The organism is Streptomyces sp. NPDC088147, from assembly GCF_044741565.1.
Classification (GTDB): Bacteria; Actinomycetota; Actinomycetes; order Streptomycetales; family Streptomycetaceae; genus Streptomyces.
The window spans coordinates 1-12416 of the sequence record NZ_JBIUSY010000016.1; the positions used below are offsets into that span (position 1 = coordinate 1).

Genomic DNA, 12416 nt, shown 5'->3' on the forward strand with positions numbered 1-12416 from the left:
TGGACGGCGGTCGGAGCGGGCGGGGCCGGCACCGGCGACGCGGGGCGGAACCGGCGACGAGGGGCCGGAACCGGCGACGAGGACCTGCGGCCGGCCGCGGAGGTGACGCCTCACGCGCGGGCCCCGGGCGAGAGCGCAGCGCCACGGGGCCGGGCCGGCCGGCGACGGTGCGGCCGACGACGGTGCGGCCGACGACGGTGCGGCCGGCGACGGTGCGGCCGGCGACGCGCGGATCCCCGCTGATGATCCGTTCGGTCCGGCCAGGCGGGAAAGTCTCGTCGCCGCACATGACCATGCGTGCCAGACGGTCCACCCGGCAAGCGCTCCGCCGCCGTCGAGACAGCCGGCATCGCCGACGGAGAACCGGCCGTCCTCCTCGGTACGGGCCGCCCGCCGCTCCTGGCCGGGGTGGCCGGCCATCAGCTGGGGCCCTTTGACCAGCACCCCGCCCGGCGGCCCCGACCTCGACCGGTACACGGGAGTCAGCGGCGCGGCGGCCGGGCGTACGGCCCGGACGCGCCGGAGTCACCCCGGGCGCCGCCCCCGCCCGCCGCCGACCCCGCTGACCACCCGCCCTGTGTGCCCGCGCCACCGGGCGGGGCGGCCACCAGCTCTGCTGGCCAGCGGGGTCAGGGGCGGGCGGGGGCCGTGGGGCGGGCCGGTGCGGCCCGTGCCACGGCACGGCAGGCATGTCCCAGCAGCCGCGGCAGCTCACGGCCGCGTACGAAGAAGTGGTCCCCCGGGACGGTCCGCACGGCCGCCGTCCCCGTGCTCCAGCGCCGCCAGCCCTCCATCACAGCGGGCCGTGCCACAGGGTCGTCGCCGCCCGCGACGATCAGCAGCGGCACAGGCAGCGGCCCGGCCGCGGACGGTTCACGGGCGGCGGCCCGCAAGTCGTCGGCCAGGGCCAGGTCATCGCGCAGCACCGGCAGCACGGCCCGGTGCCAGAGCCCTCCGGGCGCCGCCCCCTCGGGCAGGGCGCCGATCTCCCCGAGCAGCCGCAGCAGCCGCTCCTCAGAGGCATCATGGGCATCCGAGAGCGGTGAAGGCGCGTCAGGCGGCGGGCAGGCACCGACGGCGAGCAGCGCGGGGCCGGGCAGCCCGGCCTCGTGCAGGGCACGGGTGATGGTGTAGGCGACCAGCGCGCCGAGGCTGTGCCCGTAGAGCACGTACGGTCCCGACGGTGCCCGCGTGAACGTGTCCGTCACCTCCGCCAGCAGCGCCGCGCGCCGCACGACCCGGGGCTCACGGCGCCTGCTTTCACGGCCCGGCAGCATATGGGGCACCGGCTCCACCGCGCGGCCCAGATCGCCGGGCCAGCCGTGGAAGCAGGAGACACCGGCTCCGGCATGCGCGAAACAGTGGAGCCGTACCGGCTGTCCGTCGGGCATCTGCCGTCCTCCCTCGGTGGGTTCACCGGTACCGACGCTCGCCGAGCCCCCTCGAGAACCGCTCGGGCCCACCCCGGGGCCGGGAGCGGGGGCGGGGCAGCCCCGGCGCGCAGTCACCCGGGGCGCAGGGGCGGGGCCGGGGCGCGAGGGCGGGCGGGCTGCGGCGGGGCTGCGGCGCGGGAGCCGTCCTCGTACCCGGGGTACGCGGACGGCTCCGGCAGCACAACCGGCGAACACGCATGCCGCGCCCGCCGGTTGTCCCGGGTAGGCCGGTTGTCCCGGGTGGGCCGGGTGGGCCGGTTGTCCCGGGTGGGCCGGGTGGGCCGGTTGTCCCGGGTGGGCCGGGTGGGCCGGGTGTGCCGGGCCGGGCGGGACTCTGACGGCAGGGCCTAGGCCGCGTAGAGGTCGAAGGTCGAGCTGTGGCGTGGTCCGCAGGCCACGTCCAGTGCCGGGTCGACGGTGAGCATCGCCTGGTGCAGGCGCTGCAGCTGGGGCGAGGGCTCCACGCCCAGGTCCTCGATCAGCCGCCTGCGCAGCTTGCGGTAGACGTCCAGCGCGGTGGCCTGCCGCCCCGAGCGGTACAGGGCCACCATCGCCTGCGAGTGCAGTCCTTCGTGCTGGGGGTGGCGGGCTATCAGGTCGGTGAGCTCGGCGAGGAGTTCGCTGTGCCGGCCGAGCCGCAGGTCGGCGTCGATACGGCGTTCCACGGTGCCCAGACGGCTCTCCTCCAGCCGCAGTACCTCGATCTCCAGGATCGGGCCGACACGTACGTCCACGAGGGCCGGCCCGTTCCACATGTCCAGCGCCTCACGGAACAGGGCCGCTGCCCGCTCGTCCTCGCCTTCCTCGAAAGCGCCCTGGCCCGACGACACGAGCTGTTCGTAGCCGTGCACATCGACGCTCTGCGGCGGGATCTGGAGCAGGTAGCCGCCGTGCCGGGTCGCCAGCACTTCCTTGGCGGCGCCGGGTGCGTCGGGTCCCATCGCGGTGCCCAGTCTCCGGCGCAGCTGGAGTATGTAGGTCTGCAGGGTGGTCATCGCGCTCTGGGGCAGGCTGGTGCCCCAGAGCTCCTCCATGAGCGTGGGTACGGGCATGACGCGGCCCGGGTAGAAGGCCAGCAGGGCCAGGATCTGGCGCGGCTTGCCGGCGGTCGGAACGATCGACTCCCCGTTGACGTCAGCGTTCAGCGGACCCAAAACCTGAATCTCCACAGTTTCCTCCCCGTTGCCGGGCCGAGTTCCCCTCGAGCTCGAAGCCGCCGGCGTCCTGCACGCTAACCCCGTTCACCCCGCGCGCGCCGGGACCTCGACCCGTGCTCGAGCCGCCTTCCAACCGGCGGGCGCGGCCCCGGCGCCCGCCGCGCTCGAGAAGGCCCGCACACGCGCTCGGACCCGGCTGGAAAGACCGGGCGCCGCCCCCGGCACACCGGCTATCGTCCAGGTCCCCCGGCCCGCGGATCCCCCGGGCCTGAAGACCGTCGACGGAAGCCAGCATGGAACTGCGCCTGTTCGTGTTCCACCACGCCGGTGGTTCGCATCTGTCCTACCGGGACTGGCCCGGCCGCTTCCCGGCCGGCTGGGAGGTGTGCCCGGTGGACGCCCCCGGCCGCGGCCTGCTCGCGGAGCGTCCCGGCATCGGTGACGCCGGCCGCCTCGTCGACTACTTCCGCGGGGAACTGGACGCCAAACTCCAGGGGCGGTACGCCCTGTTCGGCCACAGCATGGGCGGCCTCGTCGCCTACGAACTCACCCGCCGGCTCCTCGCCGAGGGCTCCGCCCCGCCTCTCTGGCTGGGACTGTCGGCCCGCGGAACCCCCCGCCCCGGCGGCGAAGGCACCCGCCGGCATCTGCTCGACGACGCCGGGCTGCGCCGCGAACTCGCCGCGATGGGCGGCACACCCGCCGCCGTCCTGGAGGACCCGGAGCTGTGGGAACTGTTCGGGCCCGCCATCCGCACAGATCTGCGGCTGGTGGAAACCTGGCGCCCCGCCCCCGACCCGGCACCCCTGCCCGTGCCGCTGTCGGTGTTCGGCGGCACCGACGACACAGTGACACCACCCGCACGGCTCACCGGATGGGCCGGCCGGGCGGAGCACTTCCTGGGCATGCACCTCTTCGAGGGCGGCCACTTCTACTTCCAGCCCGACCCCACCGCCCTCACCACGCAGATCACCGAAGACATCCGCCGCGCACTCACCCTCACCGGACCCGCCCGCACCATGCCACGGTGAACACAGACACCCCGCCCTGCCCGGCCCCTCTCCGGCGGACACGGCCCGGAACCCGGGACGCCGGGCCGTATCCGACAGTCCGACAGGCCGCATGTGACTCGGCCCCGGGCCGATCGGTTCGGCCGGTTCAGGCGGTTCAGGCGGTTCAGGCGGTTCGGCCGGCATGGGGCGGGGCGATCTCTCCGATGACAAACGGGCTCTGCCGGAACCTCACCCGCCCCGTCGTGTGAGCCGAGGCAAACAGTGGTTCTCCAGGCTCCTGCGCGTTGCCGGTGACAACCATGCCACCGGTCACGGCCATGCCGGAGGGAGAGACTCACGGATGCTCCGGAGCACCGGAGCGTCGGCCTTTTACGACGCCACCGCCTCAGCTCAGCTCAGCTCAGCTCGGCAGGTCCATGCCGCGCCCCGGCGCCGCACCCCGGAACCGGGGGTAGCGGCCGTGCAGGCGCCGTGCCCCCAGGGGCCGCCCGGCCGGCCGACGGCGGTGCGGCGGCGGCGCCGGTGAGGCGCCCAGGTCGAGGAGGGTTGCGGTGAAGGCGAGTACGGCCAACACCGCGAACAGGCGTGTGGCGTGTGGCGTGTGGCGTGTGGCGTGTGGCGTGTGGCGTGTGGCGTGTGGCGTGTGGCAAAGGGTGGTCCCCTCTGTTCGGTGGCGTACAGGTCCGTTGGGGAGGGAACAGGACCGGCGCCCGTGCACACCAGGGGCGAAATAGGCCCCTCTATGATCATTTTTGTCTAGTTCCGGGCTCCCGCCGCCACCCCCGTGGCCGCTACGTTCACCCCTTGACCGCACACACGACCAGGGGGAAAGGGCAACGATGCGCCCCACACGATCCGTCAGCCGCACCGGCAGAGCACTCATGGCCTGTACCGCCTCGGCCGCTGTGGCCACCGTGGGCCTTGCCGTCTCACCGGCCGCGGCCGCACCCGCCACGTCCGCCGCCACCACGCAGGCCGAGCCCGGCGGTGCCTGCACGGCGGCCGACCTCGGCACACGCCACCCGTACATCAAGACGACCGAAGTCACCCCGACGATCACCCACTTCAAGGGCTGGTACGTCACCGAGGGCACAACCGGCTTCCAGACCATCACCACCAGCACCCAGACCACCATCTCGGTCTCCGTCGGCCTCAACGGCACCGTCCAGGGCAGCTTCGCCGTCGAGACCCTCGGCACCGTCGGCGCGAGCCTGGGCCTGAACGTCCAGGTCAGCTACTCCTCCACCAGCAGCGAGTCGAATACCGTCACGTGGAACTTCAGCCGGCCCGGCTACTACGGCGTCTACAAGGGCACCAAGAAGGTCACCGGCACGTACGGAAGCCTCAACTGCAACCGCGTCCAGCAGGGCGACGCCAGCTGGGCGCTGAAGTGGACCGAAGGGCCCGGCAGCGGCAGCTTCACCACCTACACCGCCCTTGAGGAAGGCGCGGTGCGCTGCGAGGACGAGGTGCCCGCCAGCAGCATCATGGCCAGGGCACAAGGCCTCCTGGACTGCGGCCCGTCCGCCGCGAAGGCCGAGCACCCGGCGGGTGCGGTGGCGCCGGCAGCGCAGCAGCCGCGGGACCGCCTCGCGCAGCGCCCGGCTCTCACCGGCGCAACGCCCGCCCAACAGCCCCGAGCCACCGGGCGCGGTGCGCGGGCCGCTCTCGACTGCGGGCCCGACGCCTACAAGATTGCCGTACCCGGCAAGCCCCTGTCCTGGGGCGCGCCGCTCCTGGCGGACGACGGTGTCCGCCTGCGGCCCTCGACGATCCTCAGCGCCCACCTGGACAACTGGCGGCTGTGCGACGTGACGGAGAACAACGGGGTCCTCGAGGCGTCCCTGTGGAACTGGGGCAACGGCAGGTGCGCGGCCATCGCCGAGCAGAACGCGGCCACCGAACGGGCGGTCCTGATCACGGCCCCCTGCGCGGAGGACGACCTCCAGCGGTTCTACATCTACCGCGACGTGCCCGGCAGCTCGATGATCGGTGTGCAGAACAAGTACACCGGCTCCATGATGGGCCACGACCGTTACGCGGACGGGGAGTTCATCCGCCAGTACTCCAGCGGCAGACAGGACGGTACGGGCACATACACCCTGACCGGAGTCTGACGGCCCACACCCCGTGAGCGGCCCCGCACGCGAACCGCCCGCCTCCCGGTTTCCCGTACGGGGCCCCTGCGCGTCTCCACTCCGAGCTCCGAGCCCGGCCCGGCCCCGGGAACCGGTGGACCAGCCGGCACCCCGCCGCCCGGCACCACACTCGCCTTCGCTCACCGGCACCACACGTGCCTTCGCCGCCCGGCACCGCACGTGCCTGATGAACGCCGGCAGCGCCGCCGTCGTGTCATCAACGGGATTCGGTTCCGGCAGAGAACCGGCCTTACACGGCGGGACTGCCGTCCCGTCCCGTTCCGTTCCGGGAAGCAGGAGGACGGTTCATGACCGTCATCACAGGTGGCCGGCGGACGGAACACGGGAGAGGAACCTGCGAGCCCTCCGGGCTGGCGCTGATAGCGCGGGCCGGATCGACCGGAACATGCCCGGCGCGGACCCCACCCCATGCCGAGCCCATCAGCACGCGACAGGTGCACACCCCCGGCCACCGGAAAACTCCGGCAGAAAAGGAGGCACACCCCTCCGGCACCAGGCCGGCGAATCCCCGGGCACCAGCCGGAGCCCGGCGGACAGCACCCCCGGCCACCCCGGACACACAGCACGGCCCCGCACCGCGCACCCCCCGCCCCGCGGCACATGCCGTGCCACACAGGGCGCGCACCGCCGTACCGCATGCGCACCACCGGTACCGCATATGTGCGTGCCACCGGTGCCGTGCCGCGCGCGTGCCGCCGGTGCCGTGTGCGTGCGTGCCCCCGTACCGTGCCAGGCGCGTGCCGACGGTGCCGTACGTGCGCGTGCCGCCGGTACCGTGCGCGTGCCGACGGTGCCGTGTGCGTGCGTGCCGCCGTACCGTGCCGTGCCGTGCCGTGCGCGTGCTACCGGTGCCGTGCGCGCACCCGCCGGCGCCGTATGCGTGCGTGCCGCCGGCGCCGTATGCGTGCCGCCGTACCGTGCGCGTGCCACCGGTGCCGTGCGCCAGTGCCGTACGTGTGCGTGCTGGCGCCGTATGCGTGCGTGCCGCCGGTGCCGTATGCGTGCCGCCGTACCGTGCGCGTGCCACCGGTGCCGTGCGCCAGTGCCGTACGTGTGCGTGCTGGCGCCGTATGCGTGCGTGCCGCCGGTGCCGTATGCGTGCCGCCGTACCGTGCGCGTGCCACCGGTGCCGTGCCGTGCCGCCGGTGCTGTGCCGGTGGTGTGTTGTGCCGGTGGTGGCGTGTGGTGGGGTGTGGTGTCTCAGGCGGCCCGGTCCTGCCGGGCCGGTCGGGCGGTCTGCGCGCGGGTGCGGTAGTGGGCCACGTCGTCCGGTGCCACGAGCGCCGGCAGCAGCGTTTTCCACAACGCCCCTACCCGGTCGCCGAGTTCCCCGTGGGGCATACCGGTCCCGGCCAGCACCGCGATACCGCACACGGTCGCGGACAGCAGCGCCTCGGCCCCCTCCCCGCTCTCCTCCCCTTCCTGCATGGAGAGCAGCGCTCCCTCCGCGCGGGCCCGGGCGAGCAGACGCAGCGCCTCGGTGATCCACGCCTGGTGGAAGTCGGCGACCGGCGGCCGCCGTCCGGTGCACTCGCCGGTGATACGGAAACTCGCCCGGATGACCGGATCGTCGTGGAACGTCCGGGCGAGCCAGTGGGTCAGGTCGATGAGCACCTGCACCGGCGCCGCGCCCGTCTCGCCGTGCCGCCGCACGAAATCACGCAGCAGGGCACCGCCCCGCTCCTGTACCGCGTCGGCCAGTCCGTCCTTGGAGGTGAAATGGAAGTACAGCGCACCCTTCGTGACACCCGCGGCTCCCGCGATCTGGCCCAGCGTCGCGCCGGCGTAGCCGTTCCGGTTGAACATCCGCGCACCCGCGAGGAGAAGCTTCTGACGCGTCCGAAGCGATCTGGCCTGCATCCCGGGCTCCCTCAGCCGACCCGGCTCAGACGCTCGCCGCCACCGGCCACCACCTGCTCCGGACCGGCCGTCAGGATCGAACGCTGCAGCCGGCGCAGCCCCGCCGAGGGCTCCAGCCCCAGCTCCCGCACCAGAGCACCACGCAGCCGCTGGTAGACATCGAGCGCCTCACTGCGCCGCCCCGAGCGGTGCAGCGCCAGCATGAACTGACCGTGCAGATTCTCATGAGTACGGTAGCGGCTGACCAGCACCGTCAGCTCACCCAGCAGCTCACGGTGCCGGCCCAGCCGCAGATCGGCCTCGATACGCTGGTCCAGCGCACACAGCCGGGTCTCCTCCAGACGCCGGGTCTCCATCTCCAGCTGCGTCCCGGCCTGCACATCGACCAGAGCCGGCCCCCTCCACAACGCGAGCGCCTCACGCAACTGCCGGGCCGCACCCGCGAAATCACCAGCGTCCATCGCCCGGTACCCCAGCCCCGCCAGCCTCTCGAACTCACGCACATCAATCGTCCCCCCGCCCGTGTCCAGACGGTAACCGCCCGGCGTGGTGACCAGCACCCCCTTGGCACCACGCACGGCACCCCCCTCCACCTCATCCCGGCCAAGAGCCACCGCGATCAGATCCCGCAACTGCAGAACATACGTCTGCAAAGTCGTCCGCGCACTGCGCGGCGGCCTGCCACTCCACAACTCCTCGATCAGCACAGCCACCGGCACAGCCTGATCAGCATGCAGAGCCAGCAGAGCCAGCACCTGACGCGGCTTCGGCGCCGTCGGCGTCACCGACAACCCGTTCTCACGAGCCGCCAACGCACCCAATACATCGATATCCACGCCATCTCCCCTTTTCTATCCGCTCATCCCCGCATGCCGCCGACACTCCGAAGCACCCCGAGTAAAAAACAGGACGGACGGTTTGTCAATATCAAACCGTCCGCGCTGTTTTTTCAGGCGACACAGCAAGGACGACCGCGACACAACCCCCACAGACCCGACCCCTCAACCACACCCTCCCTCGCCCCCTCCCCCACCCTCCCGCCAACCTCGGCTTCCGGCTTCCGGCTCCCGGCTCCCGGCTCCCGGCTCCCGGCTCCCGGCTCCCGGCTCCCGCAAGGATCACCAGGAGGGAGACCACTCCCCGGCCCGCCGGACACAGAGAGACCCGCCGGCGCCGGAGAGGCCACCGGGACCAGAAGACCGCCAGAGCCGGAGAGGCCGCCGGGACCTGACGAGTTGGTGCGTGTGACAGCGGGTGAGGCGTCGTGCCAGGCAGGTGGCACGATCCGGGTGTGGCGATCACGGTCAATCGGACGGTGCCGGCACATCAGCTGTCCACCGGGATCCCTCGACAGCATCTCGCCTGCCCGGCCGAGGAGTTGGCCGCGCCGCGGCAGGCCGGACCCGAGGGCCGACACCATGCCGCACAAGGAGGAGCCCGGAAGCGGGCCGCGGGTGCCGGCGCACGCCACCAGCCGGTGTCCGTCGACCGGCCGGCGGCCACGCCGGTCCGCCCGCGGCACGACCTGCCGCACCCGGTGCCAGGACTGCCGTCCGGCGTCGACCGGTCCACCCTCACCCATGCGATCGCGGAGAGGAGATACCTGCGCTCCCGGCCGAGGGAGCACGCGGTCCCCGACCGTCCCGGCTCGCGTCTTCGGACGCCGACGGACATGTCCGCCTCCACCCAGGCCGAAGGCGTCCAGCCACAGCGCGACGCCCACAGCCTGGGCACAGGCGTCCAGCCACGGCCGGACGCCACCGAGATCCAGGCCCGCAGGCCGCCGGCCAACCGCGTGGCTCTGTTCATCAGAACGGGTTCTGGCACAGATCTTGGGGGGTCGTGGCGGAGCGTCACCTCGGTGTTCGACTGTGAGAGGCGGCGTTGCGTGAGGCCGCGTACGCCTTGCCGTCTGACAGCCGGAGGTGACGCTTCGTCAAGCTCCTGGCCGTCGCTGTCGTGGTCGGCTGTGGACGGTGATGGTGCTGGTCCTGCTGACCGATGCATCGTTCTGGGACTCGCTCGTGTTCGACGGGATCGACGACGTGGATGTCGAGACGGTGACGGCCGCGTTCGGCACGGTCGAGGTGGTGGCGAGAGGCCGGGGCGGCCGGGCGGCCGGGACAGCGTGTCCGGACTGCGGCCGCTTCTCGGACCGGGTGCACGACCGCTATCAGCGCAGGTTGAAGGATCTTCCGCTCGCTGAGCAGGGCTTTGTGATCCGGCTGACGGTCCGGCGCTTCATCTGCGGATCGGCGGTCTGTCCGCGCCGGACGTTCGCCGAGCCGTTCTCGCGGTTGGCCGCCCCGTACGCACGGTTCACGACTCGGCTCAACCGGTCCCTGGAGGGAGTGGGGCTCGCGCTGGCCGGGCGGGCCGGCGCCCGGCTGGCCGCCCAGCTGGGCTTCGGCCCGGGAAGGATGACTTGACCTTGTTGCGCAGGGTCATGGCGCTGCCTGATCCGCAGTTCAGCACGCCGCGGGTACTGGGCGTGGACGACTTCGCGATCCGCCGCGGTCAGATCTACTCCACCGTCTTGACCTGCGCTGAAGCCCATCGCGTGGTCGATGTGCTCCCGCCCCGTGAAGCCGGGCCGCCGGCCGCGTGGCCGACCAGCCACCCAGGCGTGGAAATCATCTGCCGGGATCGGGCGGGCGCCTACACCGAGAGTGCCCGGCGCGGTGCCCCTGATGCTCCGCAAGTCGCTGACCGGTTCCATCTGTGGCAGGGCCTCGGCCGGACCGTGGAGACCTGTGCCGCCTCCCACCGCGACTGTCTGCGCAGCCCCTCGCCCAGCCGCACACTGCCGGAGACGACCCGCTCAGAGTCCAGCCGGCCGCAGGACAACCCGGAGCCTGCCGGCCGGCGGGCCGAGCACAAGAAGGCCGCACATGCCCCGGTCCACAAGCTGCTCGCCCAAAGCCACTCACGCCGGGCGACCGCCCGGCACCTGGGCTGGGGCCTCAACACCGTGCTCCGGTACGCGAAACGCCGCACGCCGGCAGGACACCTTCCGCGAGAACCCGCACCGGCCCAGCCGACTGGACCCCCACAAGCCGTACCCGGAGCGGCGATTCGCCGAGGGATGCGCCAGTGTCACCCGGCTGCACGGCGAGCTGGTTGCCGAGCAAGCCCCTGTCACCTACGGCATGGTCCGCGCGCACATCGCCACCCCGCGCGCAGCTCCGTCCCAGGCGCCACCGCGACCGCCGACGGTGCGGCAGGTGACCAGCTGGCTCACCCGCCACTCCACGGCCCTGACCGAGGAAGACCGGGCCGGCCTGAAGGAGGTCCTGGCACGCTGCCCCGAACTGGGCAAATCCGCCGGACACGTCCGCGATTTCGGCGAGATACGCAGCGACCGCCTCGGCAGCACGCCCCCTGCCTGGATCGACGCCGTCGATGCCAGCCGGCTCCCCGGTCTCACCAGCTTCGCACTCCGCCCGCTCCGGGACCTCAACGCGGTGACGGCCGGGCTCACCCCGGACTGGAGCCCGGGCAGCACCGAGGGCACCGTGAACCGCATCAAGAAGATCAAGAAACAGCTCTACGGCCGAGCCGGACTTGAACTGCTCCGCAAAATGATCATGCTCCAGTAGCCCCTCGCGTCAGTGCTGGCCTGCCGCTGGTCGGCATGTTCGAGCTCAGAGTCCGGTCGTCCAGACCCCGACAGGGTGCCTACTCGGTGGCAGCCACAGCCGAGGCTGTGACTCCCGATGCCTCTCCTCAGCCTGATCTTCCCAATGAAAGCGGCCATCCACGTCGGGCCACGCAACTTGCAACACGGGAAAGGGAGGCCGCCGGTAGAACCCGACGGCCCGCCCGAAGAAGGTCCGGTACCAGCGGAGATCGACCTGCCCGAGCGCGACATGGTAACCGCCGACAACATCAGGATGCCTCTGGCCGTCAGCCAGTACAGCACCGGCGGCGGACTTCGCTCCGAGCCTGTTGAGCATGCGCTGCATGGCGTGGACACCGAGTCCGAACATGGCGAGTTCAGGTGCGCCGTGAGTGTGCGAGAGACCGACCGTATAGGCGAATCCAGGACCGGTCTCATCCTCGGGAACCATCACGACGTGCCATCCGTGCTGCCGCACACTCTCAATGACCGTCAGATCAGCGCGGCCCGTTTCGTCCCGGTCACCGTAGTCATGACAGAGGACACAGCGGCACTGGAACGAATCATCAGTCATGCGCGGAGGCTACGAGGTGAGCGTTTGAGCCAGGCAGCCGGGGTTCGCGACCACCCCCCTCAACCGAACAACATCGTCACCTTCCACGACGGCTCCCCAAGACATGTGCCAGAACCCCGCTCCGATGAACAGAGCCAACCGCGCCAGCCGCCGCGCATCCGCGGCGGACAAGAAAAAGCAGAACACCAAGAAAGCCACCGTGATCACCGACCGGCACGACCGCACATCACGGACCGACACCCCGCGACCTGGACACACACACGACACCACAGCAGCCCCCAACGAAACCACCGCCGGCCGACCGCCGAAACCGAAGCAGGCACGGAACCCCTCCCGCACAAACACCCCAGCAGCAGCACGGACCAAACAACCGCCGCACACGAACCGCACGGACCCCTCTCAACCACCACCCCCGACCACCCGGCCCCACCACACAACACCCCAGCACAGAACACCCCGCCACAGGACACCCCGCCAGAACCCGGCACACACAACCCACCGACACAAACCACCCCACCCAACAGAACACACACACCACCACACCCCAACCACACCACCACAACCCGACCCACACCCAGACACACACCCCAGACACCCCACC

General features: G+C 71.9%; 9 protein-coding genes and 2 pseudogenes. 6 read left to right on the forward strand and 5 right to left on the reverse strand.

Annotation, left to right across the window (positions count from 1 at the left end):
* Positions 1-629 precede the first annotated feature (629 nt).
* Positions 630-1391: a thioesterase II family protein gene (locus tag ACIOGX_RS36700; protein WP_401919084.1), complete on the reverse strand. Its 762-nt coding sequence runs from the start codon at positions 1389-1391 to the stop codon at positions 630-632.
* Between the two features lie 389 nt (positions 1392-1780).
* Positions 1781-2602, reverse strand: coding sequence for an AfsR/SARP family transcriptional regulator (locus ACIOGX_RS36705; protein ID WP_356517832.1), 822 nt, complete (start codon positions 2600-2602; stop codon positions 1781-1783).
* A gap of 281 nt (positions 2603-2883) precedes the next feature.
* On the opposite strand from ACIOGX_RS36705, the gene ACIOGX_RS36710 reads away from it, so the two are divergent.
* Entirely contained in the window at positions 2884-3621 is a 738-nt protein-coding gene (locus tag ACIOGX_RS36710; RefSeq protein WP_401919086.1) for a thioesterase II family protein, read from the forward strand.
* A gap of 821 nt (positions 3622-4442) precedes the next feature.
* A complete protein-coding gene (locus tag ACIOGX_RS36715; protein ID WP_401919088.1) occupies positions 4443-5720 on the forward strand; it encodes a hypothetical protein in 1278 nt (425 codons plus the stop codon).
* 1242 nt (positions 5721-6962) lie between these two features.
* Here ACIOGX_RS36715 and ACIOGX_RS36720 read toward each other — a convergent pair.
* Together ACIOGX_RS36720 and ACIOGX_RS36725 are read right to left on the reverse strand one after the other, a co-directional pair.
* A complete protein-coding gene (locus ACIOGX_RS36720; RefSeq protein WP_401919090.1) occupies positions 6963-7622 on the reverse strand; it encodes a ScbR family autoregulator-binding transcription factor in 660 nt (219 codons plus the stop codon).
* Between the two features lie 11 nt (positions 7623-7633).
* Positions 7634-8458, reverse strand: a complete 825-nt coding sequence (locus tag ACIOGX_RS36725) for a BTAD domain-containing putative transcriptional regulator (protein WP_383972785.1) — start codon at positions 8456-8458, stop codon at positions 7634-7636.
* Between the two features lie 455 nt (positions 8459-8913).
* On the opposite strand from ACIOGX_RS36725, the pseudogene ACIOGX_RS36730 reads away from it, so the two are divergent.
* The 4 genes and pseudogenes from ACIOGX_RS36730 to ACIOGX_RS36745 all read left to right on the forward strand — a co-directional run.
* Positions 8914-9417 (forward strand): annotated as a pseudogene (locus tag ACIOGX_RS36730) (IS5/IS1182 family transposase); the annotation flags it as partial.
* A gap of 184 nt (positions 9418-9601) precedes the next feature.
* Positions 9602-10051 (forward strand): transposase family protein, encoded by a 450-nt coding sequence (locus ACIOGX_RS36735; protein WP_401769155.1) that lies wholly within the window; start codon positions 9602-9604, stop codon positions 10049-10051.
* Between the two features lie 17 nt (positions 10052-10068).
* A pseudogene (locus ACIOGX_RS36740) lies at positions 10069-10341 on the forward strand (transposase); the annotation flags it as partial.
* Between the two features lie 505 nt (positions 10342-10846).
* The gene (locus ACIOGX_RS36745; RefSeq protein ID WP_401919094.1) at positions 10847-11221 is read left to right on the forward strand and encodes a hypothetical protein; all 375 of its coding nucleotides are present in this window, start codon (positions 10847-10849) and stop codon (positions 11219-11221) included.
* 45 nt (positions 11222-11266) lie between these two features.
* Here the strand turns inward: ACIOGX_RS36745 and ACIOGX_RS36750 are convergent, their stop codons facing one another.
* A complete protein-coding gene (locus tag ACIOGX_RS36750) occupies positions 11267-11815 on the reverse strand; it encodes a DUF4262 domain-containing protein (RefSeq protein WP_401919092.1) in 549 nt (182 codons plus the stop codon).
* Between the last annotated feature and the right edge of the window lie 601 nt (positions 11816-12416).

Bases quoted from the DNA above. Each gene is read 5' to 3' on its own strand.
- ACIOGX_RS36710 (WP_401919086.1), top strand. From the start codon at position 2,884: ATGGAACTGCGCCTGTTCGTGTTCCACCACGCCGGTGGTTCGCATCTG.
- ACIOGX_RS36735 (WP_401769155.1), top strand. From the start codon at position 9,602: ATGGTGCTGGTCCTGCTGACCGATGCATCGTTCTGGGACTCGCTCGTG.
- ACIOGX_RS36715 (WP_401919088.1), top strand. From the start codon at position 4,443: ATGCGCCCCACACGATCCGTCAGCCGCACCGGCAGAGCACTCATGGCC.
- ACIOGX_RS36720 (WP_401919090.1), bottom strand. From the start codon at position 7,622: ATGCAGGCCAGATCGCTTCGGACGCGTCAGAAGCTTCTCCTCGCGGGT.
- ACIOGX_RS36700 (WP_401919084.1), bottom strand. From the start codon at position 1,391: ATGCCCGACGGACAGCCGGTACGGCTCCACTGTTTCGCGCATGCCGGA.
- ACIOGX_RS36750 (WP_401919092.1), bottom strand. From the start codon at position 11,815: ATGACTGATGATTCGTTCCAGTGCCGCTGTGTCCTCTGTCATGACTAC.